This window comes from Rhizobium sp. Root708 (assembly GCF_001429725.1).
GTDB lineage: Bacteria > Pseudomonadota > Alphaproteobacteria > Rhizobiales > Rhizobiaceae > Rhizobium.
The window spans coordinates 44,416-70,896 of the sequence record NZ_LMHV01000010.1 but is presented as its reverse complement, the minus strand read 5'-3'; the positions used below and the strand labels follow the sequence as shown (position 1 = coordinate 70,896).

The window sequence follows — 26,481 nt, the reverse complement described above, 5'->3', positions numbered from 1 at the left end:
TTCGTCATGGCGCTTGACAGACCCGGCGCTTCTCCATAGCTTGTAACCAATTAGTTATTTGTTGCAAGAGAAACCAGCAAGGAGCGTGTGGAGGCGCTCCCCAAGGGAGGAGGAAAAACAGATGACATTCAGCATCAACAGACGTGGTTTCATGGCGGGTGGGGCCTCGCTTCTCACGCTTTCCGCAATGGGCGCACCGGCATTTGCCGCCGATAGCCGCCTTCGTCTGATCTGGTGGGGCTCGCAGCCCCGCGCGGACAGAACCAACAAGGTTTCCGAACTTTACAAGGCCAAGAATTCGGGCGTTTCGATCACCGGCGAGTTTCTCGGCTGGGGCGATTACTGGCCGCGCCTGGCAACGCAGGTCGCCGGCAAGAACGCGCCTGACGTGATCCAGATGGATTATCGCTATATCGTCGAATATGCCGGGCGCGGTGCGCTTGCCCCGCTCGAATCCTACATGCCTTCGAAGCTGAACCTCGGCGATTTCGACCAGGCCCAGGTTGAAGGCGGCAGTGTCAACGGCCACCTTTACGGTGTCAGCCTCGGCGCGAATTCGGCTGCGACGGTCATCAATACGACTGCCTTCCAGGAAGCGGGCATCGACCTGCCGACGCAGGCAACGACATGGGAAGAATTCGGCAAGATGGCAGCCGAACTGACCAAGGCCGGCAAGCGCAAGGGCATGTTCGGCATGGCAGACGGCAGCGGCAACGAGCCGCTCTTCGAAAACTACCTGCGCCAGCGCGGCAAAGCACTCTACACCGCCGACGGCAAGATCGCTTTCGGCGCGGAGGAAGCCTCGGAATGGTTCGACATGTGGAACAAGTTCCGCGATGCCGGCGCCTGTGTTCCAGCCGACGTACAGGCCCTGGACAAGAACGATGTCGACACCAACACCGTGACGCTCGGCAAATCCGCTTCCGGCTACGCGCACTCGAACCAGTTCGTCGCCTATCAGCAGATGAACAAGGACAAGCTCGCGCTCAGCAACTACATGCGCGTCGCCAAGGACTCGAAGGGCGGTCACTATCGCAAGCCGTCGATGTTCTTCTCGGTGTCGGCGCAATCGAAAGCCATCGAACAGGCCGTCGATTACGTCAATTTCTTCGTGACGAACCCCGAAGCCGCCGCACTGCTCGATGTCGAGCGTGGTATTCCGGAATCGAAGGCAATGCGGGATATCGTGGCGACGAAGCTCGACGCGGTCGGCAAGATCCCGCTCGAATATGTTAGCGGCCTCGGCGACCTCGCCGGCAAGCTGCCGCCACCGCCGCCATCCGGCGCCGGCGAAGGCGAACTGGCCTTGCGGAACATTTCCGAGCAGGTCGGCTTCGCGCAGATGACACCCGCCGATGGCGGAAAACAGCTTGTTGATGAGATCACGCGTATTCTCGCGCGAGGTTGAAGCACATGAACAATGCGATGCGTGCGACGGCCAACGCGGCCGTGACGGTGGAACATCACCAGGGGGTGGTCGCCGATAGTCGGTGGCGGCGGATTTGGAACGCCAACGCCCCCGGCTACCTCTTCCTTCTGCCCTGGCTGATCGGCTTCTTCGGACTGACGCTCGGGCCGGCCGTGATTTCGCTCTACCTCTCGTTCACCGATTTCGACATGATCCGGTCGGCCGAGTGGGTGGGTTCTGCGAACTACGTGCGCATCGCAACCGCCGACCCGAAGTTTGCCGCTGCGATGAAGGTCACGTTGACCTATGTCGTTCTGTCGGTGCCCTTCAAGCTCGCTTTCGCGCTGCTGGTGGCGATGGCGCTCAACAAGGGTGTGCGCGGTCTGCCCGTCTATCGCGCCATCTTCTACCTGCCGTCTCTGCTCGGCGGCAGTGTGGCGATCGCAGTGCTCTGGCGGCAGCTCTTTGCCGGCGACGGCCTGGTCAATGCAGCGCTCGCCAATTTCGGGATCGCCGGACCAAGCTGGATCTCACACCCCAGTTACTCGATCTACACGCTGGTCGCGCTCAGCGTCTGGCAGTTCGGCTCGCCGATGATCATCTTCCTCGCCGGTCTGCGCCAGATTCCGACCGACATGTACGAGGCCGCCAGCCTCGACGGAGCATCCAAGTTCCGGCAGTTTTACAAGATCACCCTGCCGCTTCTGACGCCTGTCATCTTCTTCAACGCGGTGGTGCAGACGATCGATGCCTTCAAGGCATTCACGCCCGCCTTCATCATCTCGGGCGGCACCGGCGGGCCGATCAATTCGACGCTGTTCTACACGCTCTATCTCTATCAGGAGGCTTTCGGAAATTTCCGTATGGGCTACGCCTCGGCGCTCGCCTGGATCCTCGTGCTGATCATCGCGATCTTCACGGCCTTCTCCTTCCTGACCTCGCGTTACTGGGTGCACTACGATGACTAATGGGATCACATCAGCCGTTGCGGCACCGCCGTCCGACATCACCAAGCGCAGCAGGCCGGCATCGGTCGTCATCCACACGCTGCTGATCCTCGGTTCGCTGCTGATGCTCTATCCGCTGCTGTGGATGGTGTCGGCCTCCGTGCGCCCGGAGAACGAGATCTTCTCCTCGACATCGCTCATTCCGTCGTCGATCGACTTCGGCTCCTATGTGCGCGGTTGGACCGGGCTCGACATCAGCTTCGGGCGGTTCTTCTGGAACTCTCTGGTCATCTCGGTGCTGACCGTCATCGGCAATGTCGTTGCCTGTTCGCTCGCAGCCTATTCCTTCGCGCGGTTGCGTTTCGCCGGCCGGAACTTCTGGTTCGCAATCATGCTCGGCACGCTGATGATCCCGTATCACGTGACGCTGATCCCGCAGTATGTGCTGTTCCTCAACCTCGGCTGGGTGAACACCATCCTGCCGCTGGTCGTCCCGAAGTTTCTGGCAAGCGATGCCTTCTTCATCTTCCTGATGGTGCAGTTCTTCCGCGGCATCCCGCGCGAACTCGACGAAGCGGCAATGATGGACGGCTGCAGTGCCTGGCGCATCTACTGGAAGATCATGCTGCCGCTGTCGCTGCCGGTGCTGGCGACGGCCGCGATCTTCTCCTTCATCTGGACCTGGGACGACTTCTTCGGGCCGCTGATCTACCTCAACGACATGAACACCTACACGATCCAGCTCGGCCTGCGCACCTTCGTCGACTCGACCAGCGCATCGGACTGGGGCGGCCTGTTCGCGATGTCGACGCTGACGCTGGTGCCCGTGTTCTTCTTCTTCCTGTTCTTCCAGCGGCTGCTGATCGAAGGCATCGCCACGACAGGCATGAAGCGCTGATGCAGTTACGGATATAGATCAATGAGTATCAAGAATGTTGCGATCGTTGGCTGCGGCATCGGCCGTTCCCACATCGTCGAAGGCTACCTGCCGCATCCCGACAAATTCAAGGTCGTGGCGATCTGCGACCTGAACGAAGAGCGGCTGCGCGAGATCGGCGACGAGTTCGACATCGCCAAGCGCACGACCTCGTTTGCCGATGTGCTTGCCGATGATAGCGTCGATATCGTCGACATCTGCACGCCGCCCGGCATCCATCTGGAGCAGGTGGTCGCCGCGCTGGCAGCAGGCAAGCATGTCATCTGCGAGAAGCCGCTGACCGGCTCTCTCTCAGGCGTCGACACGATCATGGCAGCGGAGAGGGCGGCCAAGGGCACGCTGATGCCGATCTTCCAGTATCGCTACGGCGACGGCATCGAGAAGGCGAAGCGGATCATCGAGGCCGGCATTGCCGGCAAGCCCTACATGGGCTCGGTGGAAACCTTCTGGCTGCGGACGCCTGAATATTACGCCGTGCCGTGGCGCGGCAAATGGGCGACCGAGCTCGGCGGCGTGCTGGTGACGCATGCGCTGCACCTGCACGACATGCTGCTGCACCTGATGGGGCCGGTTTCGAAGGTCTTCGGCCGCGTCGCCACCCGCGTGAACGACATCGAGGTCGAGGACTGCGCCTCGGCAAGCCTTTTGATGCAGAACGGCGCCTTCGTGTCGCTCTCCTGTACGCTCGGTTCGCAGGAGCAGATCAGCCGCCTGCGGCTGCATTTCGAGAACGTGACCTTCGAGAGCAACCATGAGCCCTATTCGCCGGGCAAGGATCCTTGGAAGATCATCGCCGCCAACGACGAGGTCCAGGCGCGCATCGACGTCGTCATCGGAAACTGGCAGCCAGTGGCGCCGCGCTTCACGACGCAGATGGAGCATTTTCATGCCTATCTCAGCGGCAACGGGCCGCTGCCGGTAACGACAAAGGACGCGCGTCGCGCGCTGGAACTCGTCACCGCGATCTATCAATCGTCCGATACCGGCAGCGAAGTCACCCTGCCGATCGGATCGGACAGCCCGAAGTACGCCGATTGGCGTGCTCGCACGAAGTAACGGACCAGGGAGGATCCTGAGATCATGGCAACAAGCGTCGTTCTCCAGAAGGTCGAAAAGCGCTACGGCGCCCTTGATGTTATCCACGGCATCGACCTCAAGATCGATCCCGGCGAATTCGCGGTATTTGTCGGCCCCTCGGGCTGCGGCAAGTCCACGCTGCTGCGGATGATCGCGGGTCTCGAAGAGATCACCGGCGGTGCTCTTCTGCTCGACAACGAGCGGATGAACGAGGTGGCGCCGGCCAAGCGCGGTATCGCCATGGTGTTCCAGTCCTATGCGCTCTACCCGCATATGTCTGTCTATAAGAACCTTGCCTTCGGACTTGAGACCGCCGGCTACAAGAAGACCGAGATCCAGCCGAAAGTGAAGCGCGCCGCCGAAATCCTGCAGATCGAGAAGCTGCTGGAGCGCAAGCCGAAGGCGCTCTCCGGCGGCCAGCGCCAGCGCGTGGCGATCGGTCGCGCGATCGTGCGCGAGCCGCGCATCTTCCTGTTCGACGAACCGCTTTCCAACCTCGACGCGGAACTGCGCGTGCAGATGCGCGTCGAAATCTCCCGGCTGCATCGCAGCCTTGGCAACACGATGATCTACGTCACCCACGACCAGGTGGAAGCCATGACCATGGCCGACAAGATCGTGGTGCTAAACTCCGGTCGCATCGAGCAGGTCGGCGCGCCACTGGACCTCTACAACAACCCGGCCAACCGCTTCGTGGCGGGCTTTATCGGCAGCCCGAAGATGAACTTCCTGCAGGCGCGGGTCGAGCAGGTGGGTGAAGCCGAGACGACCATCAACGTGTGTGGCAACTCCGTTCGTCTGCCTCGGCGACTGAAGACCGAACCCGGCCAGGCCGTGACGTTCGGCATCCGTCCGGAACACCTGTCGGTGCTCGAAAACGCCGGCATCACGCTTGCTACCGTCAATGTCGATCTCGTCGAAAACCTCGGTGGCGCGACCATGCTCTACGCGAAGACGCCGGATGTACAGCAACTGACGATCGCGCTCGATGGACAGCAGAAGGTGGAGCGCGGAGCGAACGTGAAGGCCTCCTTCGAGCCCGCGCGGTGTCACGTCTTCGACGCATCAGGAGCCACGATCTAGCCGCGCTTGACAGTCGATCCCGCTCTGGCCATGATTTCAATAGGATAGGCCGCGAGGGGACAAGCGTGACGCCTGAAGATCGGATTCATGCGCTCGGCATCTGGCAGGGTCCGATCGATATCGTGCCGATGACCGGCGGCATCACCAACCGGAACTACCTGGTGCGGGATCGCGCGGCTCGACGGGTTGTCCGGCTCGGAGAAGACATCCCGGTCCACCACATCAGCCGGCAGAACGAGCTTGCCGCCAGCCAGGCCGCGCATGCCGCGGGGCTTTCGCCCGAAGTCATCCATCATGTGCCGGGCGTGCTCGTCCTCGACTACATCGAGTCGAAGGCGCTCATGCCTGAGGACATTCGGCATCCTGAGATGCTGGAGCGGGTCATCCCGCTGGTGCGGGCCTGCCACCACGACATCGCCCGCGAATTTCGCGGCGCGGCGGCGATTTTCTGGGTGTTTCACGTCATTCGCGACTACATCGCCAATCTGGAGGCCGCCAACAGTCGCCATCGCCAGCTCTTCCCGGACCTGCTCGCCAAGGCCGAAACGCTGGAGGCGGCGGGTGGCCCGTTCGAGATCGCCTTCGGCCACAACGACATGCTGGCCGCCAACTTCCTCGATGACGGCAAGCGGCTGTGGCTGATCGACTGGGACTATGCGGGGTTCAACACGCCGCTTTTCGATCTGGGCGGCCTTGCCTCCAACAGCGAGTTTTCCGAGGCGACCGAGCGATCGATGCTCGAGAGCTACTACCGGATACAGGTGAGGGCTGATCTCTGGCGGCGCTACCAAGCCATGAAATGCGCGTCGCTGCTGCGCGAAACGCTGTGGAGCATGGTCTCGGAAATCCACTCCACCATCGACTTCGACTATGCCGGCTATACGGCCGAGAATTTAGCGCGTTTCGAACGCGCCTATGACGCTTTTGAACAGGATCGGTAATATGACGAAGGAATTGCCCAAGACTGCAAAGGCTGTTGTCATCGGCGGCGGGATTATCGGCTGCTCGACGGCCTACCATCTCGGCAAGCTCGGCTGGACGGACACAGTGTTGCTGGAGCGCAAGAAGCTGACCTCGGGCACGACCTTCCATGCAGCCGGCCTTGTCGGCCAGCTGCGCACCAGCGCCAACATCACTCAGCTGCTCGGCTATTCCGTCGATCTCTACAAGAACCTCGAAGCTGAGACGGGGCTTGGCACCGGCTGGAAGATGAATGGCGGCCTGCGCCTCGCCTGCAACGAGGAGCGCTGGACCGAAGTCAAGCGGCAGGCAACGACCGCGCAGTCCTTCGGGCTCGACATGCAGTTGCTGACGCCGCAGGAGGCGTTCGATCTCTGGCCGCTGATGACAATAGACGACCTCGTCGGCGCAGCCTACCTGCCGACCGATGGCCAGGCCAACCCGTCCGACATCACGCAGGCGCTTGCCAGAGGCGCCCGCATGTCCGGCGTTTCGATCTTCGAGGATACCGAGGTGATCGACCTCGAGATCGACAAGGGCCGGATCCGCGCCGTCATTACCGAGCATGGGCGGATCGAGTGCGAACGCGTCGTGGTCTGCGCCGGTCAATGGACGCGGGCCTTTGCCGCCCGCTTCGGCGTCAATGTGCCGCTCGTCTCCGTCGAGCACCAGTACATTATCACCGAGTCCTTCGGCGTTCCCTCGAACCTGCCGACGCTGCGCGATCCGGACCGGCTGACCTATTACAAGGAAGAGGTCGGCGGCATCGTCATGGGCGGCTACGAGCCGAACCCGATCGCATGGGCCAAGGGTGGGATTCCCGAGGGCTTCCACTACACACTGCTCGACAGCAATTTCGATCATTTCGAACAGATCATGGAACAGGCGCTCGGCCGCGTTCCGGCTCTCGAAACCGTCGGTGTCAAACAGCTGCTGAACGGGCCGGAGAGCTTTACGCCCGACGGCAATTTCATTCTCGGCGAAGCCCCGGAGCTGAAGAACTTCTTCGTCGGCGCCGGCTTCAACGCCTTCGGCATCGCGTCCGGCGGCGGCGCCGGCATGGCGTTGGCCGAATGGGTTGCCAAGGGCGAACCACCTTATGATCTCTGGCCTGTCGATATTCGCCGCTTCGGGCGTCCGCACTTCGATACGGACTGGGTGCGCACCCGCACACTGGAAGCCTACGGCAAGCACTACACATTGGCTTTCCCCTTCGAGGAGTATTCCAGCGGTCGGCCGTGCCGCAAGTCGCCGCTTTACGATCGGCTGAAGGCGCAGGGCGCCTGCTTCGGCGAAAAGCTCGGTTGGGAGCGGCCGAACTGGTTTGCCGATCTCTTCGCCAACGAGGAGCCGAGGGATATCTACACCTACGGCCGCCAGAACTGGTTCGAGACCGTCGGTCGGGAACACAAGGCCGTGCGCGAGGCCGCCGTGATCTTCGATCAGACGTCTTTCGCCAAGTTCGTGCTGAAGGGGCGCGATGCCGAGGCGGCGCTGTCGTGGATTGCCTCCAACGACGTGGCTAAGCCGGTCGGCTCGCTCGTCTACACGCAGATGCTGAACGACAAGGGCGGGATCGAATGCGATCTCACCTGCGCTCGCGTGGCCGACGACGAGTATTACATCGTGACCGGCACCGGCTTCGCGACTCATGACTTCGATTGGATCGCACGCAATATTCCTGACGGGATGCACGCGGAGCTCGTCGACGTCACCTCCGCCTATTCCGTCCTTTCGTTGATGGGGCCGAACGCGCGCGCCGTGCTTGAGAAGGTGACGAACAGCGACGTTTCCAACGCGGCATTCCCGTTCGGTCGCATCAAGACGATCGGTATCGCCGGCTGCCCCGTCCGGGCGCTACGCATTACCTATGTCGGAGAGCTCGGCTACGAGCTGCATGTGCCGGTCGAATACGCAACGACCGTGTATGACGCGTTGATGGCGGCGGGCGCTCCGCTGCAGCTCAGCAATGCCGGCTATCGCGCCATCGAAAGCTGCCGCCTTGAAAAGGGCTATCGCGCCTGGGGTTCGGATATCGGCCCAGATCATACACCGATCGAAGCCGGGCTCGGCTGGGCCGTGAAGACCAGGAAGAATACGCCGTTTCGCGGACGCGAGGCGCTCGAACGGCAACTCGCCTCCGGCGTCAAGAAGATGCTGGCCTGCTTCGTGCCCGATGATCCTGATGTCGTGCTGCTTGGCCGCGAGACGATCTACCGTGACGGCAAGCGCGTCGGCTGGCTCTCCAGCGGCGGCTTTGGCTACACGGTCGGCAAGCCGATTGGTTACGGCTATGTTCGCAATACCGAGGGTGTGAGCGAGGACTTCGTGCTGTCGGGCAGCTACGAACTCGACGTTGCCCGCGAGCGCGTGCCTTGCAGCGTCTCGCTGCAACCGTTGTACGATCCGGAGATGGTGCGCGTGAAGGGGTAAATGGGGACCGTCATTCCTGCGCTTGTCACAGGAATCCAGCTACCACGCGTCGGTGCGGTGAGCGACCATAACCCGTGGAAAGAGTCTCCTGCGCCCAAGGATTTGGGCGCGCGGGATCCCTGCGACAAGCACATGTACAGGTTGGGGGTGGCAGTTCGCTAAAAGCTAGCCTCTATTGGGAATGAGAGGCACCAATCGCTTGCCTGGAAAACGCATTGCGACGGCGACGGCCCCACCCATCGCAGCCTCTCGCTCAGATCAGTGGCAGCTTGTTGTCCTGGATGAGGATTTCCAGCTTGTTCGCGACATCTTCGGTCCAGCCTATATTGCCGGTCAGCGCCGCCGGAAAGAGGCCGGGCAGACTGAACAGAGCTTTCGACACGGCACCGCCGTTGCGCGGCACGTCGGCGAGCAGAGCGGCAATTTCCGCCGCGCGAGGATCGCGCAGCTCGTAGCGCTCGCCCTTCCTGTCGACACCAAGGGCATAGCGCATCCAGGCCGCCACCGCGATCGCGTAGGTCTCCGCCTTACCGCCGTTCGCCAAAGCCTCGGACGCGGGCTCCAGAAGACGCTGCGGCAGTTTCTGCGTGCCGTCCATGGCGATCTGATAGGTGCGGTGGGCAATCGCCTTGTTTGCAAAGCGTGCGATCAATTCGTCGGCATAGGTCTCGAGATCGATGCCGGGAACGGGGTCGAGCGTGGCGGCGGCCGCATTCATGTGACGGCGCGCCAAAGCTGCCAGGCCAGCATCGTCCATGACGTCGCGGATGAATTCATATCCGCCTATGTATCCAAGATAGGCGAGCAAAGAATGCGCGCCGTTGAGCATCCGCAGCTTCATCTTTTCGTAAGCCGAGACTTCCTCGACCATCAGCGCGCCGGTAACCTTTTCCCATTCCGGGCGGCCATTGGCGAAGTGATCCTCAATGACCCATTGCGTGAAAGGTTCGGTTTCGATCGCCGCCAGATCCTGCCTGCCTGTCAGGCTTTCGGCGTCGCGATAGGTGGCATCCGTGCTTGCCGGTGTGATGCGGTCTACCATGGTCGATGGGAACGGCACATTCGCCTCGATCCACTGCTGGAGGTCCGGATCGATGCGACCGGCAAATTCGAGTACGAGCCGTTTCAATACAGCGCCATTGTTCGGCAGGTTATCGCAGCTGAGCGGTGTGAACGGCGCGATACCCTTGGCGCGGCGGCGCGCAAGACCTTCAACGAGATAGCCGATGGCGCCGCGCGGTGCATGGCGGTTGGCGAGGTCGGCGGCAATGTCGGGGTGTTTCAGGTCGAGGCCGCCTGTGGCGGAATCGAAGCCGTAAGCCTTCTCCGTTACCGTCAGGCTGACGATGCGGATAGCCGGATCTTCAAGCCTTCCAAGCAAATCGCCGGGATTGCGGGTCGCGACATGGGCGCGCAGGATCGGGCCGATGACATGCGCGGTCGTGCCAGAGGTATCGCGAACGAGCATCGTATAGAGCCCACTCTGCTCGTTCAGGTGATCGGCGACATCGGCCGTACGCAGGCTCGCAACCTCGATGCCCCAATCGCCACCGGCAACCGCAATCGCGGCATCGGTGAACGGCGCGAAGTGGGCGCGAAAGAACGCGCCCGGGCCGAGATGCAGGATGCCAGGCTTCAGTGCCTTGCGATCATAGGCCGGAAGCTTGGCGGTCGGCGCCAGGCCGGAAAGGCTGGTCAGACGTTCGGTCACAGCTTGTATGCCTTCTTCGCGTTTCCGTAGGAGAGTTCGCCGGCGACGATCTCGGCTTCCTTGCGTGTCATGCGGTGTTCGGTCACGAACTGCGCCAGGAAGCGGCAGACCTCGCGGCGCCAGACATCATGGCGGGCCGGGATCGACAGAAGCGCGCGGGTATCGTCGTTGAAGCCCGCCAGATTGGCGAAGCCTGCCGTCTCCACCACCTGATCGAGATAGCGACGAATGCCGTTCGGGCTGTCGTGGAACCACCAGGGCGGTCCGATCATCAGGCACGGCCAATGGCCGGCCATCGGCGCCAGCTCGCGGGCATAGGTCGTCTCGTCGAGGGTGAACAGGAGCACGCGCAATCCCGGCGCATGGCCGTACTTTGACAGCATGGCCGAGAGACCGCCGACCCAATCGGTCGGCGTCGGAATATCGGCGCCCATGTTGGGACCGCGAGTCTGGAACAGTTCGCGATCGGTGTTGCGGCGCGAGCCGGCGTGAATCTGCATCGTCATGCCGTCTTCGGCGGATAGGCCGGCCATTTCGGTCAGCATCTGGCCGCGGAAGAGCTCGGCCTCCTCGGCACTCAGCGTGCCCTTGTGCGCCTTGTCGAGCAGGCGCTGCTTGTCTGCCAGCGGCAGGTCCGCCGTGAAGGCCGTCGGCACGCCATGGTCGGTGGCGGTCGCGCCGTATTGGCGGAAATAAGCGCGGCGTTTGCGGTGGGCATCGATCAGCCCTTCCCACTTGGTCACGTCGCAATCGGTGAGTTCGCCGAACCGGGCAAGGTTTTCGCGGAAGCCGACGGCATCCGGGTCGGTGACGCTATCCGGGCGATAGGTGGTGCGGACGCGGCCGATCCAGCCGTCTTTCGCCATCGTCTGGTGATGCACCAGCGGATCGAGTGCGCCTTCGGTCGTGGCGATCGTCTCGATGCCGAAACGCTTGTGCAGGGCACGCGGCCTGAATTCCGGCAGCGCCAGCTGCGCATTGATATGATCGTAGAGCGCATCCGCATTCTCAGGCGTCAGCGGCTCTTCGCAACCGAGCACGGCTGACATCGCATGGTCGACCCAGAGGCTCGACGGCGTGCCGCGGAAGAGATGGTACTGCGCGGCGAAAGCGCGCCAGATGTCGCGGCCGTTGGCGACCAGCTTGCCGTCCAGGCGTGGAACGCCGAGATCATCGAGCTTGACGCCGACGCTGTGCAACATGCGGAAGAGATAATGGTCCGGAATGACGAGCAGCGACGACGCATCCTCGAACGGCTTGTCATCGGCAAACCACGAGGGCTCCGTATGCCCGTGCGGGCTTACGATCGGCAGTGCGCGAACCGTCTCGTACAGGTCGCGCGCAACCGTTCGGGTTGCCGGATCGGCTGGAAAGAGCCGGTCCGGATGAAGAAAGCCGTTTCCAACATCCATAAGAATTCCTCCCTGAGGGCTACCGGCCTATCCCACAAGTCGGAACGCGGCAAGGGCTTTTAGTAACCAAACGGTTCAGTTTTGCAAATCGCCCTGCCCGCCCCTCGAAATGATTGACCGCGCGGACTATTTCCGCTTTTCAGGTGCCAACGAAATTGGCCGCTTGCGGCAAGGAGGTTCCAATGTCCGACGAGACAAGCCGCGTAACGAAACTCGAGGAAACCGTTGCCCACCAGGCGAAGACGATCGAAGAGCTGTCCGACCAGCTGGCCGAACAGTGGAAGGTCATGGAGCAGACGCGCGCCAAGCTCGACAGGCTGACGGAGCGGTTCCTGTCGCTCGAGGAGCAGTCTCTGGACGCCCCCGCCATCACGCGGCCGCCGCACTACTGAGCTGCCGGCGGCCCTTGTTTTTGACTGCCGGAATACCTATTAAAAGGGCGTGAGGACGACCTCCCCCTCTATGGGCATCAACTCGGGACGACCTGAACATTCCCAATGGGGTTCATCATGCGGAAAACCGCAGACCGTATCCGTCACGCCATCAGCTTCGAACTCATCGGATTAGCACTCGTGACCCCTCTCGGGGCGCTGGCCTTCGGCATGCCCATCGCCGACATCGGCGTGATCGGCGTTGCCGGCGCGACGCTGGCGACGCTATGGAACTACATCTACAATCTCGGCTTCGACCACTTGATGCAGCGCCTGACCGGAGGAACGCGGAAGAGTGTCGCGATCCGCGTTCTGCATGCCGTCATGTTCGAGATGGGCCTGCTTCTGGCGCTATTGCCGATGATCGCCTGGTACCTCGGTATCAGTGTCGTTCAGGCGCTGATGATGGATGTATCCTTCGCGCTTTTCTACATGGTCTACGCCTTCGTCTTCAACTGGGCTTATGACCGTGTCTTTCCGCTGCCGGGTTGGCAGCCGGTCGCCCAGGAAGCATAAAGCCAGCTCTACCGATCAAAATGGAACGGGACCGCCGTTGCCGGCGATCCCGTTGGTTTTTGGGGCGTGAGCTATCCAGCGATCAGACATTGCCCATGCAGAGATATTTCATCTCCAGATAGTCATCGGCGCCGTGGCGCGAGCCCTCGCGGCCAAGGCCGGATTGCTTGATGCCGCCGAAGGGCGCGGTTTCCGTCGACATCAGGCCGGTATTGATGCCGACCATGCCGTATTCCAGCGCTTCGGCAACGCGCCAGACCTTCTTGAGATCGCCGGCGAAGAAATAGGCGGCGAGACCGAATTCGGTGTCGTTGGCTTGTGCGATCACATCCTCGACAGTGTCGAAGCGGAATAGCGGGGCGACAGGACCGAAGGTTTCTTCGCGCGCGACCTTCATTTCGCGGGTAACACCTGTCAGCACGGTCGGCGTGAAGAAGGTGCCGGCACCCTCGACACGCTTGCCGCCCGTGACGATCCTGGCGCCCTTCGACACCGCATCCGCAACGTGACTTTCGACCTTTGCCAGTCCCTGCTCATCGATCAGCGGGCCGATCGTGACGCCCGGCTTGAAGCCGTCACCGACGGACATTTCCTCTACCTTCGCGGCGAGCTTGGCGGCGAAGGCATCGTAGACGCCCGACTGCACGTAAAGACGATTGGCGCAGACACAAGTCTGACCGGCATTGCGGTACTTAGACGCCAGAGCGCCTTCGACTGCCGCGTCGAGATCCGCGTCGTCGAAGACGATAAACGGAGCGTTGCCGCCGAGCTCGAGGCTGACCTTCTTGATCTGGTCGGCGCACTGACGCATCAGGATACGACCAACCTCGGTCGAACCGGTGAAGCTGATCTTGCGCACCTTGCCGTTGCCGCAGAGTTCCTTCCCGATCGCGGGGCCGTCTTCGCCGACGATGACGTTGAAGACGCCGGCCGGAATGCCTGCCTGCTCGGCAAGGACAGCGAGAGCCAGAGCCGACAGCGGCGTCTGTTCAGCCGGCTTGGAAACGACGGTGCAGCCAACGGCGAGCGCCGGAGCGATCTTGCGGGTGATCATCGCGGCCGGGAAATTCCAGGGCGTGATGGTGCCGACGACGCCGACGGGCTGCTTGATGACGATCATCCGCTTGTCGTTCGACGGCGCCGGGATCGTTTCGCCGTAGATGCGCTTGGCTTCCTCGGCATACCATTCGACATAGGCGGCGGCATAAAGGATTTCGCCGCGGGCTTCCGCGAAGGGCTTGCCCATTTCAGCCGTCAGGATCGCCGCCAGTTCATCGGCATGCGCGACCATCAGGTCGAACCACTTGCGCAGGATCGCGGCGCGGTCCCTGGCGGGACGTGCGGCCCAGGCCGGCTGCGCTACATGGGCAGCATCGATCGCGGCGCGTGTTTCGGCAGCGCCCATATCAGGCAACGACGCGAGAACCTCGCCCGTTGCCGGATTGAGGACGTCGAAGGTCTTCGTCGCACCACCCGCTGTCCAGACGCCGTTGATGTAACCAGCGTCGCGCAGGAAAGGCGAGGAAAAGGAGACGTGTTTTGTCAGTGCAGTCGTGAATGCCATGTCATGTAACTCCAGGCAAAAAAGCTAACGCCTCACTTGCCGCTTGCTTCGAGGATCGAGGCTTCCAGAATATCGAGCGCTTCGCCGAAGACATTGTCCTGAATGGTGATCGGCGCGAGAAAGCGGATGACGTTTCCGTGGACGCCGCAGGTCAGAAGGATCAGGCCCTTTTCCAGTGCGATCAGGCGCACCTTGTTGGCGAATTCGGCGCTCGGAAGCTTCGTCGTCTTGTCGTGGAACTCGACGGCGTTCATGAAGCCCGGGCCACGGATGTCGACGATTTCGGGCGCCTTCTCGCGGAGCGATTCGAGGCGCTGCTTGAGCCGGCTGCCAAGCTGGTTGGCGCGGTCGCAGAGATCTTCGTCCTTGATGACATCAAGAACAGCGTGGGCGGCCGCGATGCCAAGCGGGTTGCCACCGTAAGTACCGCCAAGACCGCCTGGTCCCGGCGCATCCATGATTTCCGCGCGGCCGGTGACGGCTGCGAGCGGGAAGCCGCCAGCAAGGCTCTTGGCCATCGTCATCAGGTCGGGAGCGACCTCATGGTGATCCATCGCGAACAGCTTGCCTGTGCGGGCAAAACCGGTCTGGACTTCATCGGCGATGAGCAGGATGCCGTGCTGGTCGCAGAGCTCGCGCAGCGCCTTCATGAACGAGACCGGCACCGAGTAGAAACCGCCCTCGCCCTGGACCGGCTCGATGATGATGGCGGCGACGCGCTGCGGATCGACATCGGCGGCGAACAGCTTCTTCAGCGCGGCCAGCGACTGATCCGGCGTGACGCCATGAAGCTCCACCGGGAACGGCACGTGGAAGACATCGCCCGGCATCGCGCCGAAGCCGACCTTGTAGGGCACCACCTTGCCTGTCAGCGCCATGCCCATGAAGGTGCGGCCGTGGAAGCCGCCGCCGAAAGCGATGACGGCCGAGCGACCAGTCGCGGCACGAGCGATTTTCACGGCGTTCTCAACCGCCTCGGCACCCGTCGTGACGAAGATCGTCTTCTTCTCGAAATTGCCGGGCGTCAGCTCATTCAGGCGCTCGGCGAGGTGCACGTAGTTTTCGTAGGGGACGACCTGATGGCAGGTGTGGGTGAAGCGATCCAGCTGTTCCTTGACGGCAGCGATGACGCGCGGGTGGCGATGGCCGGTGTTGAGAACAGCGATGCCTGCCGCGAAGTCGATATAGCGGCGACCTTCCTTGTCCCAGATCTCGGCATTCTCTGCGCGATCGGCATAGATCTGCGTGGTCATGCCAACGCCACGGGAAATGGCGGCGTTCTTCCGGTCTGTGAGGGTGGTCGCGGTCATCGGTGCGTTCCTGCGCTCTGGATTGATTGAAACTATCTTGCATAAATCCTGCAAGATACGTACAAAAATCCTACATTTTTCCTGCAAGAAAGCAAGCGGCATTTTCCGCTTCAATCGGCCGTCGTTTTCAGCGATGGTCGGCTTGCGTAAAGAAGGTCGGGAACGACCCGTGATGACGAACGAACCAGGAATTTTTGGCTTATGAACAATGGGACGCCCGTGCGCTATAAGGTGGCGGAGGCGGCAAAATCGGCGGGCGTTTCCGCATCAACGCTCCGCCTTTGGGAGAGCCAGGGGCTCGTCGTTCCCGATCGATCGGAAACGGGACACCGGCAATACAGCGCGGACGATGTTGCCCGCATAAAGAAAATAGCCTGGTATCGAACCGAGCGCGGGCTCAATCCCGCCGCCATTCGCGAGGCGCTGGAAAGTGAAGAGCCGTCGGAAAATTCGGATCCAGCCGATACCTCGGATCTCGGCCGGCGTCTGCGCAGCCTGCGTCATGGGGCTGGAAAAACGCTCGATCAGGTTGCCGGTGATGTCGGCATTGCTACCTCGACCCTGTCGACGCTCGAACGAACTTCGCAGGGCGTGAGTTTCAAGACGCTGCACGACCTCGCCGAATATTACGACACCACCGTTTCCCGCCTCTCCGGGGAGGAGCGTGACGACGTGGCCGAAGTCGTTCGCGCCGGTGCCTGGCGGACATGGCCGGAAACGACGCCCGGCGTCACTGTCCAGCTTCTGGCCGAGGGGCGCACGATGATGGATTGCCACCGTTTCGTGCTCGCGCCGGGTGCTGCAAGCGAAGGCGCCTATCGACATGAAGGCGAGGAGTTCATGCACGTTCTCTCCGGTCGGCTCGAACTGGTGCTCGATTCGGACCAGTTCTTCGACCTTGGACCGGGCGACTCGCTTTACTTCGAAAGCCGCCGTTACCATTCCTGGCGCAACCGTCACGACGGCGAAACCATCCTCATCTGGATCAATACGCCGCCGACATTCTGAGCCTTGGCGGTATCGTCCGCGCCGCCTTTACGATATAGCGCCAGACGTCGCAGTTTGAGTGAGAGACGAAATCGATGGCAGCCACCATACGTTACCATGAAGGTGATATCTCCGCGGCGGATGCCGCGCGCTACACCGGAGCCATCGCCATCGACACCGAAACGCTCGGCCTGGTGCCGCGCCGCGACAGGCTTTGCGTCGTGCAACTCTCCTGTGGCGACGGTTCGGCGGATGTCATCCGCATTGCCGCCGGCCAGAAGGACGCGCCCAATCTCGTCGCCATGCTCGCCGATCCCGCGCGCCAGAAGATCTTCCACTACGGCCGCTTCGATATTGCGGTTCTGTTTCACACGTTCGGCGTCACGGCACAGCCCGTCTTCTGCACCAAGATCGCCTCGCGCCTCTGCCGGACCTACACCGACCGGCATGGCCTGAAGGACAATCTCAAGGAAATGCTTGAGGTCGACATTTCCAAGGCGCAGCAGTCGTCCGACTGGGCAGCAGCGACGCTGTCACAGGCGCAGCTGGAATATGCCGCCTCCGACGTGCTGCATCTGCATGCCCTGCGCGGCAAGCTGACAGAGCGCCTGCTGCGCGACGGTCGCATGGACCACGCCACTGCCTGCTTCGAGTTTCTCCCGACACGCGCCAAGCTCGATCTGCTCGGCTGGGAAGAAACCGACATCTTCGCACATAGCTAAGAAACCGCGATGCCGCTGCAGCCAAGCCGGCCACGGTTGCCCGTGTGTCGGCCATTAATGTTTTCTTAACGTCGTTTCGCTAGGATGCTTATTAATTTTTATGCATCCGTTGGCGCGATGCAGGCGTCAGGCAGGCAGGAGGAGCTGCCATTGAATGCAGAGAGCCGGATGAGCGCGGCTGTCCTGTAACCTGCTTTCATCGCACTTTACGAAAGAGGAGCATGCCATGTTGACTCCGGTTCGTGCAGCGTCAAATGCAAGCTTTTCATCCCAGAGCCAGCCCGTGGCCATCGCCGCCAATGGCACGATCCGCGTCGTGGATGCCGTTCCCCCGGTCCATCAGGTACAGAGCTCCGACCTGAACTCGGCCATCGCAGGCAAGCTCAACATATTGCTGCTGGCCGTGCGCGCCCGGATGGTGGAAGCGCTTCTCGATGTTCTCAAGGCCGCAGGCGACGCGCTCTCGCAGCCGCGCGGTGAAGATGAAACAGATCTCGCCTTCGCCTCCCGTCTTGCCTCCGCAATTCAAAAGCTGCCGCCGGCAAAGATCGAACAGTTGGAGCGCCAGCTGGCGGCGCAAGGCCATGCCGTGCCTCTTCGGCTGCTGGCGGAAGCGCTCAAAAATCCGGCCGGACCGGAAGCCGCACGTATAACCGCCTATCTGGAGAGCATGCGATACAAGGATCGCGACCTCGCCACCGGTGCTGTCGTCCGTTCGTATCGACAGAACGATGCATCGCCCCTGCGGCAAGAGCAGAAACCCGAAATCAATCTTCAGCGGGAGACGCTCTCCAACGTCTCTCCGAACGAGGCAGAGCCATCGGCCCCGACGGCCGCAGCCGTGACGGCCCTACCGCCATCCGAGGCGGAGCAGCCCCACCAGGCCACACCCCCTCCGCAACAATCGACCGTTATCGTGGAAGCGGAGGACGTCGCCGTCGTTCAACAGGAAACGATTGTCGATCTCTCCGACGATGAACAGGCTCCGACTGCAGCCCCCACCGAAGCGGAAACGAGCATACCGGGCAGCACCGTTGAGGACGTTGTTATCGCGGCACCGGATATCGATGCCAGCCGTACAGGCATCAAGGCCGACCCAGTCGTTCCCAAAATATGGCCCGGCATTCCCGCATCGATCACCGAGGAAACCACCGACCTGATCGTCGCGATAATACGTGATCAGGAAACCGAGACGCTGCTTGATGCTGCGGATGGCTCGCCGGTTGAGATCGATGTGTTCGCAGGCGATGCTCTTGCCGCGGATCTACCCGATAATCCGATGGAGCTGCCGGTTCAAACGCTGGCACAGGGTGCCGCTCGCCAGTCGACGCTGGTCAATCCGCAACAGGCTGCGGCCATGACGGACGCCGCTGCTCGCCAGGCGCAGGAGCAAGTTGAGCAGCATGACGTTCCGGATGCCGTCGAGGCAGCCTATGCGCCAATTCTGATGAGAATTGTCGAGGGCATTCCATATGCGCCTCGCGCCTACGATTTCGCCAAGGACGAGATCGAAGACGGCGGTTCCCACTCGATGAATCGCGAAGATCACGACGGCGGCATGCCTTCCGAGGACGAAGAGGAAGCGCCTGATGATGAAGACCGTTCCGAGCCGGAGGCCGTAGTGATGGCGGAAAGTTCGCAACAGGCGGGCGTGGACGAAAAGGCTGCTTCCAGCAGTGTGCCGCTCCTTGCAGCGCCGGGGCTCGCCATGCCGCAGCAGACCGAGGAAGCCTATGCGCTCTATCGGCGAATGGCGGGTTGGGAATAGTCGCCTCTCGCATCTGTCCAAAACAAAAGAAACCCGCCGGATCGCTCCGGCGGGTTTCTTCATTCTTCAAGCCTGAGGCTGACGATTATTCGCCGCGGTTCTTCAGAGCCGCGCCGAGGATGTCGCCGAGCGAAGCGCCAGAGTCGGACGACCCGAACTGAGCAACAGCTTCCTTCTCTTCTGCGATTTCCAGAGCCTTGATGGACAGCATGATCTTACGGTCCTTCTTGGAGAAGTTGGTAACGCGAGCGTCAACAACCTGGCCAACCGAGAAACGCTCAGGACGCTGATCGTCGCGGTCGCGTGCGAGGTCAGCACGGCGGATGAACGAGGTGATGTCTTCGTGTTCGACGAGCTTCACTTCGATGCCGCCATCGTTGACTGCGGTGATTTCGCAGGAAACGACTGCATTCTTGCGCAGGTCGCCAGAGGCAGCGGCGTCGCCGACTGCATCCTTGCCGAGCTGCTTGATGCCGAGCGAGATGCGTTCCTTTTCGACGTCAACATCGAGAACGACAGCCTTGACGACGTCGCCCTTGTTGAACTCTTCGATGACCTGTTCGCCCGGACGGTTCCAGTCGAGATCCGACAGGTGAACCATGCCGTCGACATCGCCGTCGAGGCCGATGAACAGGCCGAACTCGGTCTTGTTCTTGACTTCGCCTTCGACTTCAGTGCCGGCCGGATGGTTGCGAGCGAATGCCGCCCACGGATTTTCCAGCGTCTGCTTGAGGCCGAGCGAAATACGACGCTTGGACGGATCGACTTCGAGAACGACGACTTCGACTTCCTGCGTTGTGGACAGGATCTTGCCGGGGTGTACGTTCTTCTTGGTCCAGGACATTTCCGAAATGTGGATCAGGCCTTCGATGCCCGGCTCCAGCTCGACGAACGCACCGTAGTCGGTGATGTTCGTGACGGTACCGGAAATCTTCTTGCCTTCCGGATACTTGGCCTGGATGCCATCCCAAGGATCAGACTCGAGCTGCTTCATGCCGAGCGAGATACGGTGGGTTTCCTGGTTGATGCGGATGATCTGAACCTTGACCTGCTGGCCGATGTTCAGGATTTCCGACGGATGGTTCACACGGCGCCATGCCATGTCGGTGACGTGCAGCAGGCCGTCGATGCCGCCGAGGTCAACGAACGCACCGTAATCGGTGATGTTCTTGACGACGCCGTCAACAACCTGGCCTTCTTCGAGGTTCTGAACGATTTCAGAACGCTGCTCGGCACGGGATTCTTCCAGAACCGTACGACGCGATACGACGATGTTGCCGCGACGCTTGTCCATCTTGAGGATTTCGAAGGGCTGCGGGTTGTGCATCAGCGGAGTGACGTCGCGGATCGGACGGATGTCGACCTGCGAACGCGGCAGGAAGGCGATGGCACCGTCGAGGTCAACCGTGAAGCCGCCCTTGACCTGGTTGAAGATAACGCCTTCAACGCGCTCACCAGCTTCGAACTTGGCTTCGAGCTTGACCCAGCTCTCTTCGCGGCGAGCCTTTTCGCGCGACAGAACAGCTTCGCCGAGCGCGTTTTCGATGCGCTCAACGTAAACTTCGACTTCGTCGCCGACCTTGAGCGTGCCGTCCTTGGCCTTGGCGCCGAATTCCTTCAGCAGAATGCGACCTTCGACCTTGAGGCCGACGTCGACAACGGCGGAGTCCTTCTCGATTGCCGTTACGATGCCCTTGGTGACGTAGCCTTCGGCCAGGTCGTGCTTGGCAAAGGACTCTTCCAGAAGGGCCGCGAAATCTTCGCGAGAGGGAGTAGCTACTGACATGAAATCTCCTGCATATCCGAATCCGGATATGTATGCGCCGGTTGGTTCGTGTTGAACGGGCCTGAACCCAGTCCGCTTCCTCATCGGGAAGCAATCCGGCGCTTGGACGGAATTTCAGGCTTAGTCTTCAAAAGCGACCCAGGCATGGCCCGGGCAAATCGCTCGAATTCAGTTATTTCGGCTCAAAGCCGCATCGATGATCGATTTCGCAGCTTGAAACGCGGCCTCTATACTCATTTCCGACGTATCAAGCAAGTGCGCGTCTTCCGCTGGTTTCAAAGGGCTATCGGCCCGTCCCATGTCGCGTTCGTCGCGCCGCTTCACATCTTCAAAAATTGCGTCGAAATCGGCCGGTGCGCTCTTGCTGATAATTTCGTCGTAACGGCGCTTCGCCCTGACTTCGGGACTGGCTGTTACGTAAAGCTTCACCGGCGCCTGCGGGCAGACGACGGTGCCGATGTCGCGGCCGTCGAGAACGGTTCCCGGCGTCTTTTCCGAAAACCGGCGCTGCGCCTCGACCAGTGCGCGGCGCACGGAAGGCATCACGGCGATCTTCGAGGCAGCCTCGCCGATCTCATGTTGCGAGAGTATGTCGCGATCGAGCCCGGCCAATTCAACCTCGCGGGCCATCTTTTCCGCCACGATCTCGTCATCGAGCGTCTTGCCGGCATCGAGCAGGGCCTTTGCCGTCGCGCGGTATGTAAGGCCCGTATCGAGGTGATGGAAGCCGTAGGTCTCGGCTATCAGGCGTGAAAGCGTTCCCTTGCCTGCCGCAGCCGGCCCGTCGATGGCAATCGTGAAGTGTCTGGAATTCATCTAGCTGTTCATTTCTCCGTCAGTCCGCCATAGCGGCGGACAAGATCGATCATATCGGCCTGGCCTGCTTCGTGATCGAGGCCCGTTGCAACGCCCTGCCGATCGGCGACCGGTCGGTTCTGGCTTACCTTCCATTTCCCCTCGATCGCCGCAATGTCGATCTCGACGCCGATGATGCCCTTTATCTGCGCACGAATGAAATCGTCGGGAGCGTCACCGACGGCCCAAGGCCTGTCGCGCGGCTCCTCCTGCTGCGTCGTGAGTGCATCGATCTGCTGCAGAAGCCAGGCCGGATCGTCGATGACACGGCCCTTTCCGCGCGCCTGAACGATCGCGTAGTTCCAGGTCGGCACGACCTTCCCGGTCTCCTGCTTCGTCTGATACCAGGATGGGGTGATATAGGCATCGGCTCCCTGGAACACCGCAAGCACCTCAACGCCGGCCTCGATGTCGCGCCATTGCGGATTGGCCTTGGCGAGATGGAGGCGCAAAGTTCCCTTTTCGGATGCCGCGGGATCGAGATGAACGGGAACAGCGTTGGCCATCAGGCCCGAGGCGCCCGCCGTGATCAACAGGCTCAGCGGATGAGCGCGGATCAGGGCATGCTGGACATCAAGGTCTTCTTCGCGAAAATGCGGTGGCTGATACATCGTCCCGTACCCATTCCGGCAGCCGGCACCCCGCCGACCCGCCCTGCAAATGAACAATCGGCGGGTCACTATCACAAATGGCCGCGCCGCGCATCAGCGATACATAAAGTTTGGCTTTGACATGCCGGGCTGCAACGATTATGGGGACCGGCTTATAAATTCCGAATAGAACGCCGGTTTTCACGGCATTTGCCGAATCTTGATTCGGCCATTCTCATGAGGCTTACAGTGGCGAAAGCTGAACTTGGAACGAAGCGTACCGATCCGGAAACCGGCAAGAAGTTCTACGACCTGAACCGGGATCCGATCGTTTCCCCTTACAGCGGCAAGTCCTATCCCTTGTCCTTCTTCGAAGAAACTTCGGCTGCAGCCGCAGCGGAAGCCGCTCAGGACGAAGAAGAAGTGACGGAAGTCGATACCGAAAACACGGAAGTCGAAATGGTTTCGCTCGAGGATGCCGATGAAGGCGCATCCGGCGACGACATCCCTGACATGGGCGATGACGACGTAGAGATCGAAGGCGATGACGACGACGACACCTTCCTCGAAGCCGACGAAGATGACGATGACGATGACATGAGCGACATCATCGGCGTAACCGGCGACGAAGACGAAGCCTGATCGAATTAAGTGTCGGCCCGGACGATAAAAATTCGCCGGGCCGATCTTTTTGGCTTGCTATCTCCAAAAACCGGAAGTAATAAGCCGCCACTCCGCGAGGCAAGCGCTTCGCGAAGCATCCCAGGACCGGCCTAGCCGGACCGCCTTGATGGGGCTATAGCTCAGCTGGGAGAGCGCTTGCATGGCATGCAAGAGGTCAGCGGTTCGATCCCGCTTAGCTCCACCAAATTTTTTTCCACAACAGTCACAAAAATCGTACGTCTCTAGCGGCAGTTCGTCACCGCGAGCGCTCCGTTCCTTCGAACGCTTTGCCAATTCCTTAGCAAGGCAGGGTATGCCGGTAACAGGCCGGGCTGCTCGGTGGATCGGGTTCTCGTCGATGACACGACAGAAACGACATCATTCAGACGCGCAGAACCGCAGCGGGGCTCGTGCTCGCCGCTGCCATCTCATTTCTGGCGGGTATGACGGATGCCACGGGGCTTACGTGACGGGAGCGCTTTCGCGCTTTGGAAGAGGCATCGGGCGCGGCTCGACGCCTTGCGCCAATTGGCTATCACAATAAAGCCCTATCGAATCAGATAGAGGGCATCGCGCAATCGTGGAAAGGACGTGTTCTTGTTTCTCTTCTCAAAACTCGTCTGGGTGTTCGGGCAGCCCCTGTCGCTCGCTTTTCTTTTCGTCGCGCTTGCCCTGATCACCGGCCTTTTCCGCTGGCGCGCAACCAGCCTCGCCTCCTCGGCCGTTGCCGCCCTGATCTTGTTCGTGACGCTCTACACGACCGTCGGCAACTATCTTCTGCAGAACCTAGAGGATCGCTTCCCGAAGCCGCAGGACCCGGACAGTCTGCAATGCATGATCGTGCTCGGCGGCGCATTCGAGAACGAGGTGAACACGGCCCGCCACGGGATCGAACTCAATGCCGGCGGCGATCGTTTCGTCGAGGCGCTTCGACTGGCGCAGAAATACCCGCAGGCGCAAATCCTGATTTCCGGTGGTGACGGCTCCATGTCGGGCATCTACGAGGGGGATGCGGTCATTTCAGCGCGCTTCTTCCCTCTCTTCGGCGTGCCGAAGGAACGATTGCTGGAAGAAAAGACATCGCGCACGACGTTCGAGAACGCCGTGAACACCAAGGACCTTCTCGCAAGCCACGGCCTGTCGAACTGCCTGCTGATCACCTCGGGCTATCACATGCCGCGTTCGGTCGGCATCTTCCGAAAGCAGGGGATCGATGTCGTCCCCTGGCCGACAGACTACCGCACCGACGGGCATGAGGGCCTCGGCATCGACTTCACGCAGCCGAGCCGCAACGCCCAGAACCTTGCAACCGCCATTCGCGAATGGTTCGGCCTCGTCGGCTATTATTTCGCCGGCCGAACGTCCGAGCTTTATCCCGGCTGAACCCGCTATTTCTTGGAGATCGTCACGAACTTGGTGCCCCGCACGCGCGTCGTGACGATGCAGGGCTCCTTTTCCTTGTCGGCATCGGGACGATCGCAGAAGCGCGGGTTCATCTTCATTGCGAGCACCATGTTTCCGAAGCGCTTCTGGAAATCGTAGCCATATATTTGCGCGGTCGCGATCATGAAGTAGCCGCCTTCGGCGACCTGAAGGTAGAAATTGTAGGTGCAGCCGTCCTCATTGCACTGCGGGCCTTTTTCACCGTCGCAGGTGAGTTCGCCCTCGTTAACGACGGCATCGATCAGTCCGTCATTGTTGATGTCCTGGCGCGTGACGAAGCTGTCTGAAAACTCCGCCTTGGTGCACTGCTCCTCGAAATGCTTCTTCTCGTACATCTCCGGATCGGAGATCAGATCCTGCTGGGCGAAGGCCGCAACCGGGACGCAGAGCAACGCGGCAATGTTCAGGGCAATCAGGAGCGTTTTCACGGGGCTTCTCTTTTGGTCGGATAAGGACGCTGTTGGCCGCGCAGTTTGCATGATCCGCCTTGCGCCGCCCTTGCCGCCGTGATTCATTTTGAAAATCTAAGCGTCGGCTCTGGAGCACCGCATGCCGCTGTTCGTCTACCTGGATTATGCCGGCGTCGCGCTTTTTGCGGCCACAGGCGGGCTTGCGGCCTCGCGCAAACAACTCGACCTGATCGGATTCCTGTTCTTTGCCTTCGTCACCGGCACGGGCGGTGGCACGGTGCGCGACATTATCCTCGGCCGTGTGCCAGTGTTCTGGGTTTTGAACCCTGTTTATGTCCTCATCTGCTGCATTGTCGGCATCGTCGTGTTTTTTACCGCGCATCTTGTCGAGTCGCGCTATCGCTGGCTGATCTGGCTGGATGCAGTCGGGCTCTCCGCCTATTGCGTGATGGGTGCAGCAAAGGGCCTTGCCGCCACCGGTTCGCCCATAATCGCCATCGTTACCGGCACGCTGACGGCCACCTTCGGCGGTATCCTGCGCGATCTCATCGCAAACGAGCCTTCCGTGCTCTTACGGCCGGAAATCTATGTCAGCGCGGCGCTCGTTGGTGGCGGCCTGTTCACGGCCGCGAATGCGCTTGATCTGCCGCTCTACGCCGCTTCGGCGATTGGCGTTATGGCAGCATTCTCGGTGCGTGGCGGCGCTCTGTATTTCGGCTGGACCTTTCCAACCTACAAGGCAAAGCCCGGCCGGCATCCTGATGATGTGATGTAAATCAGCGTCGCTTCGCACGCAGGCGGATCACCACGTCGACATGGGCGATTTCCATGCCTTCCGGGGGCTCCGGCAGATTGCCGATCGTGAGGTTGCTCACCGGAATATCGAGCACGTCGTTCTGGCCTTCGACGAAGAAGTGATGGTGATCGGAGACGTTGGTGTCGAAATAGGTCCTGGCGCTTTCGACAGCGAGAACGCGGATCATCCCGGCTTCGGTGAACTGATGCAGCGTATTGTAGACGGTCGCCAGCGATACCGGTACGCCTGCGTGCACGGCCTCCTCATGGAGTTCTTCGACCGTCAAGTGTCGATCGCCTTTGGCGAAAAGGAGGTCGCCAAGCGCGACGCGCTGGCGCGTCGGACGAAGGCCGGCGTGTCTCAGCCGTGCCTCAATGGTAAGCGGGGCTTCTGCCACCATCCAACGAACTCCGGGTTAATCTAGCGTCAAGCAATCAGGTTTCATTAGCCATATAACTTTTGCGCAAAAGCGTTTCAATAGTTTCAATGGGGACAAAGAGAGTGAAAGCGCCGCAAAATCGGGCTTTTGGCGCAATTAGTGCTGGCCGGGGGCTTGGCCTTCCTGTATGCGACCACCAAATAAGGCGCGCAGCCGGTCCTCCGAAGGTGGGTGAAGCTCAGTCATGCTTATGCTTCATTTTCCGCTGAACTTGGACTAGACGTTCACATCCA

General features: G+C 61.0%; 24 protein-coding genes, 1 tRNA gene and 1 pseudogene. 17 read left to right on the top strand and 9 right to left on the bottom strand.

The window, feature by feature from the left end:
- The first annotated feature begins 121 nt into the window (after positions 1-121).
- From ASE04_RS09875 to ASE04_RS09845, 7 genes are all read left to right on the top strand, one after another.
- Positions 122-1,408, top strand: a complete 1,287-nt coding sequence (locus tag ASE04_RS09875; protein ID WP_056815877.1) for an ABC transporter substrate-binding protein — start codon at positions 122-124, stop codon at positions 1,406-1,408.
- A gap of 5 nt (positions 1,409-1,413) precedes the next feature.
- Positions 1,414-2,376, top strand: a complete 963-nt coding sequence (locus ASE04_RS09870; RefSeq protein WP_056815874.1) for a carbohydrate ABC transporter permease — start codon at positions 1,414-1,416, stop codon at positions 2,374-2,376.
- Positions 2,369-3,253, top strand: a complete 885-nt coding sequence (locus ASE04_RS09865; protein ID WP_056815870.1) for a carbohydrate ABC transporter permease — start codon at positions 2,369-2,371, stop codon at positions 3,251-3,253. The genes ASE04_RS09870 and ASE04_RS09865 overlap by 8 nt, the downstream gene beginning before the upstream one ends.
- 21 nt (positions 3,254-3,274) lie before the next feature.
- Entirely contained in the window at positions 3,275-4,348 is a 1,074-nt protein-coding gene (locus tag ASE04_RS09860) for a Gfo/Idh/MocA family protein (RefSeq protein ID WP_056815867.1), read from the top strand.
- Between the two features lie 24 nt (positions 4,349-4,372).
- Positions 4,373-5,452 carry an ABC transporter ATP-binding protein gene (locus ASE04_RS09855; protein ID WP_056815865.1) on the top strand — a complete coding sequence of 360 codons (1,080 nt, stop codon included), beginning with the start codon at positions 4,373-4,375 and terminating at the stop codon, positions 5,450-5,452.
- 65 nt (positions 5,453-5,517) lie between these two features.
- Positions 5,518-6,393: a phosphotransferase gene (locus tag ASE04_RS09850; RefSeq protein ID WP_056815862.1), complete on the top strand. Its 876-nt coding sequence runs from the start codon at positions 5,518-5,520 to the stop codon at positions 6,391-6,393.
- 1 nt (position 6,394) lies between these two features.
- Entirely contained in the window at positions 6,395-8,845 is a 2,451-nt protein-coding gene (locus ASE04_RS09845; protein WP_056815860.1) for a GcvT family protein, read from the top strand.
- 253 nt (positions 8,846-9,098) lie between these two features.
- Here the strand turns inward: ASE04_RS09845 and ASE04_RS09840 are convergent, their stop codons facing one another.
- Both ASE04_RS09840 and uxaC read right to left on the bottom strand, forming a co-directional pair.
- Positions 9,099-10,556: a mannitol dehydrogenase family protein gene (locus tag ASE04_RS09840; RefSeq protein ID WP_056815856.1), complete on the bottom strand. Its 1,458-nt coding sequence runs from the start codon at positions 10,554-10,556 to the stop codon at positions 9,099-9,101.
- Positions 10,553-11,968: a glucuronate isomerase gene (uxaC, locus tag ASE04_RS09835; protein WP_056815853.1), complete on the bottom strand. Its 1,416-nt coding sequence runs from the start codon at positions 11,966-11,968 to the stop codon at positions 10,553-10,555. Before uxaC ends, ASE04_RS09840 begins: the two co-directional genes overlap by 4 nt.
- A 182-nt stretch (positions 11,969-12,150) precedes the next feature.
- Between uxaC and ASE04_RS09830 the strand changes: the two genes are divergently transcribed.
- The gene (locus tag ASE04_RS09830) at positions 12,151-12,360 is read left to right on the top strand and encodes a SlyX family protein (protein WP_056815850.1); all 210 of its coding nucleotides are present in this window, start codon (positions 12,151-12,153) and stop codon (positions 12,358-12,360) included.
- Between the two features lie 117 nt (positions 12,361-12,477).
- Positions 12,478-12,915 (top strand): PACE efflux transporter, encoded by a 438-nt coding sequence (locus ASE04_RS09825; RefSeq protein ID WP_056815938.1) that lies wholly within the window; start codon positions 12,478-12,480, stop codon positions 12,913-12,915.
- A gap of 82 nt (positions 12,916-12,997) precedes the next feature.
- Here ASE04_RS09825 and ASE04_RS09820 read toward each other — a convergent pair whose 3' ends face one another.
- Positions 12,998-14,479, bottom strand: coding sequence for an NAD-dependent succinate-semialdehyde dehydrogenase (locus ASE04_RS09820; RefSeq protein WP_056815848.1), 1,482 nt, complete (start codon positions 14,477-14,479; stop codon positions 12,998-13,000).
- A 32-nt stretch (positions 14,480-14,511) separates the two neighbouring features.
- The gene (locus ASE04_RS09815; RefSeq protein WP_056815845.1) at positions 14,512-15,789 is read right to left on the bottom strand and encodes a 4-aminobutyrate--2-oxoglutarate transaminase; all 1,278 of its coding nucleotides are present in this window, start codon (positions 15,787-15,789) and stop codon (positions 14,512-14,514) included.
- 201 nt (positions 15,790-15,990) lie between these two features.
- Here ASE04_RS09815 and ASE04_RS09810 point away from each other — a divergent pair, with 201 nt between their 5' ends.
- The 3 genes from ASE04_RS09810 (at position 15,991) to ASE04_RS09800 (ending at position 19,266) form a co-directional block, all read left to right on the top strand.
- Positions 15,991-16,797, top strand: coding sequence for a MerR family transcriptional regulator (locus tag ASE04_RS09810; protein WP_056815842.1), 807 nt, complete (start codon positions 15,991-15,993; stop codon positions 16,795-16,797).
- A gap of 74 nt (positions 16,798-16,871) precedes the next feature.
- Positions 16,872-17,498 carry a ribonuclease D gene (locus ASE04_RS09805; protein WP_056815839.1) on the top strand — a complete coding sequence of 209 codons (627 nt, stop codon included), beginning with the start codon at positions 16,872-16,874 and terminating at the stop codon, positions 17,496-17,498.
- Between the two features lie 226 nt (positions 17,499-17,724).
- Positions 17,725-19,266, top strand: coding sequence for a hypothetical protein (locus ASE04_RS09800; protein WP_056815836.1), 1,542 nt, complete (start codon positions 17,725-17,727; stop codon positions 19,264-19,266).
- Between the two features lie 85 nt (positions 19,267-19,351).
- Here ASE04_RS09800 and rpsA read toward each other — a convergent pair whose 3' ends face one another.
- The 3 genes from rpsA to ASE04_RS09785 all read right to left on the bottom strand — a co-directional run bounded on the left by rpsA (position 19,352) and on the right by ASE04_RS09785 (position 22,518).
- Positions 19,352-21,052, bottom strand: a complete 1,701-nt coding sequence (gene rpsA / locus ASE04_RS09795; protein WP_056815832.1) for a 30S ribosomal protein S1 — start codon at positions 21,050-21,052, stop codon at positions 19,352-19,354.
- Between the two features lie 168 nt (positions 21,053-21,220).
- Positions 21,221-21,868 carry a (d)CMP kinase gene (gene cmk / locus ASE04_RS09790; protein WP_056815830.1) on the bottom strand — a complete coding sequence of 216 codons (648 nt, stop codon included), beginning with the start codon at positions 21,866-21,868 and terminating at the stop codon, positions 21,221-21,223.
- 8 nt (positions 21,869-21,876) lie between these two features.
- Complete coding sequence (locus tag ASE04_RS09785; protein ID WP_056815827.1) at positions 21,877-22,518, bottom strand: FMN-binding negative transcriptional regulator; 642 nt, start codon at positions 22,516-22,518, stop codon at positions 21,877-21,879.
- A 228-nt stretch (positions 22,519-22,746) separates the two neighbouring features.
- On the opposite strand from ASE04_RS09785, the gene ASE04_RS09780 reads away from it, so the two are divergent.
- The 4 genes and pseudogenes from ASE04_RS09780 to ASE04_RS09770 all read left to right on the top strand — a co-directional run bounded on the left by ASE04_RS09780 (position 22,747) and on the right by ASE04_RS09770 (position 24,543).
- The gene (locus ASE04_RS09780; RefSeq protein ID WP_056815824.1) at positions 22,747-23,139 is read left to right on the top strand and encodes a TIGR02300 family protein; all 393 of its coding nucleotides are present in this window, start codon (positions 22,747-22,749) and stop codon (positions 23,137-23,139) included.
- A gap of 150 nt (positions 23,140-23,289) precedes the next feature.
- A tRNA-Ala gene (locus tag ASE04_RS09775) sits at positions 23,290-23,365 on the top strand.
- Positions 23,366-23,537: 172 nt separating this feature from the next.
- A pseudogene (locus ASE04_RS31490) lies at positions 23,538-23,624 on the top strand (DUF1275 domain-containing protein); the annotation flags it as partial.
- Between the two features lie 133 nt (positions 23,625-23,757).
- The gene (locus ASE04_RS09770; protein ID WP_056815935.1) at positions 23,758-24,543 is read left to right on the top strand and encodes a YdcF family protein; all 786 of its coding nucleotides are present in this window, start codon (positions 23,758-23,760) and stop codon (positions 24,541-24,543) included.
- Between the two features lie 5 nt (positions 24,544-24,548).
- Here ASE04_RS09770 and ASE04_RS09765 read toward each other — a convergent pair whose 3' ends face one another.
- Positions 24,549-25,031 (bottom strand): hypothetical protein, encoded by a 483-nt coding sequence (locus ASE04_RS09765; protein ID WP_056815821.1) that lies wholly within the window; start codon positions 25,029-25,031, stop codon positions 24,549-24,551.
- Positions 25,032-25,152: 121 nt separating this feature from the next.
- Here ASE04_RS09765 and ASE04_RS09760 point away from each other — a divergent pair, with 121 nt between their 5' ends.
- Entirely contained in the window at positions 25,153-25,788 is a 636-nt protein-coding gene (locus ASE04_RS09760; protein ID WP_056815817.1) for a trimeric intracellular cation channel family protein, read from the top strand.
- A 1-nt stretch (position 25,789) separates the two neighbouring features.
- On the opposite strand, the gene irrA is transcribed toward ASE04_RS09760, so the two are convergent.
- On the bottom strand, positions 25,790-26,209 hold the full coding sequence (gene irrA, locus ASE04_RS09755) for an iron response transcriptional regulator IrrA (protein ID WP_056815813.1): 420 nt from the start codon (positions 26,207-26,209) through the stop codon (positions 25,790-25,792).
- Positions 26,210-26,481 lie beyond the last annotated feature (272 nt).

What these genes read in the sequence shown, in the direction of transcription:
- ASE04_RS09800 (WP_056815836.1), top strand. Translation starts at nt 17,725, where the DNA reads ATGTTGACTCCGGTTCGTGCAGCGTCAAATGCAAGCTTTTCATCCCAG.
- ASE04_RS09805 (WP_056815839.1), top strand. Translation starts at nt 16,872, where the DNA reads ATGGCAGCCACCATACGTTACCATGAAGGTGATATCTCCGCGGCGGAT.
- ASE04_RS09870 (WP_056815874.1), top strand. Translation starts at nt 1,414, where the DNA reads ATGAACAATGCGATGCGTGCGACGGCCAACGCGGCCGTGACGGTGGAA.
- ASE04_RS09865 (WP_056815870.1), top strand. Translation starts at nt 2,369, where the DNA reads ATGACTAATGGGATCACATCAGCCGTTGCGGCACCGCCGTCCGACATC.
- ASE04_RS09760 (WP_056815817.1), top strand. Translation starts at nt 25,153, where the DNA reads ATGCCGCTGTTCGTCTACCTGGATTATGCCGGCGTCGCGCTTTTTGCG.
- ASE04_RS09810 (WP_056815842.1), top strand. Translation starts at nt 15,991, where the DNA reads ATGAACAATGGGACGCCCGTGCGCTATAAGGTGGCGGAGGCGGCAAAA.
- irrA (WP_056815813.1), bottom strand. Translation starts at nt 26,209, where the DNA reads ATGGTGGCAGAAGCCCCGCTTACCATTGAGGCACGGCTGAGACACGCC.
- ASE04_RS09815 (WP_056815845.1), bottom strand. Translation starts at nt 15,789, where the DNA reads ATGACCGCGACCACCCTCACAGACCGGAAGAACGCCGCCATTTCCCGT.
- rpsA (WP_056815832.1), bottom strand. Translation starts at nt 21,052, where the DNA reads ATGTCAGTAGCTACTCCCTCTCGCGAAGATTTCGCGGCCCTTCTGGAA.
- uxaC (WP_056815853.1), bottom strand. Translation starts at nt 11,968, where the DNA reads ATGGATGTTGGAAACGGCTTTCTTCATCCGGACCGGCTCTTTCCAGCC.
- ASE04_RS09830 (WP_056815850.1), top strand. Translation starts at nt 12,151, where the DNA reads ATGTCCGACGAGACAAGCCGCGTAACGAAACTCGAGGAAACCGTTGCC.
- cmk (WP_056815830.1), bottom strand. Translation starts at nt 21,868, where the DNA reads ATGAATTCCAGACACTTCACGATTGCCATCGACGGGCCGGCTGCGGCA.
- ASE04_RS09855 (WP_056815865.1), top strand. Translation starts at nt 4,373, where the DNA reads ATGGCAACAAGCGTCGTTCTCCAGAAGGTCGAAAAGCGCTACGGCGCC.
- ASE04_RS09860 (WP_056815867.1), top strand. Translation starts at nt 3,275, where the DNA reads ATGAGTATCAAGAATGTTGCGATCGTTGGCTGCGGCATCGGCCGTTCC.
- ASE04_RS09825 (WP_056815938.1), top strand. Translation starts at nt 12,478, where the DNA reads ATGCGGAAAACCGCAGACCGTATCCGTCACGCCATCAGCTTCGAACTC.
- ASE04_RS09785 (WP_056815827.1), bottom strand. Translation starts at nt 22,518, where the DNA reads ATGTATCAGCCACCGCATTTTCGCGAAGAAGACCTTGATGTCCAGCAT.
- ASE04_RS09875 (WP_056815877.1), top strand. Translation starts at nt 122, where the DNA reads ATGACATTCAGCATCAACAGACGTGGTTTCATGGCGGGTGGGGCCTCG.
- ASE04_RS09820 (WP_056815848.1), bottom strand. Translation starts at nt 14,479, where the DNA reads ATGGCATTCACGACTGCACTGACAAAACACGTCTCCTTTTCCTCGCCT.
- ASE04_RS09845 (WP_056815860.1), top strand. Translation starts at nt 6,395, where the DNA reads ATGACGAAGGAATTGCCCAAGACTGCAAAGGCTGTTGTCATCGGCGGC.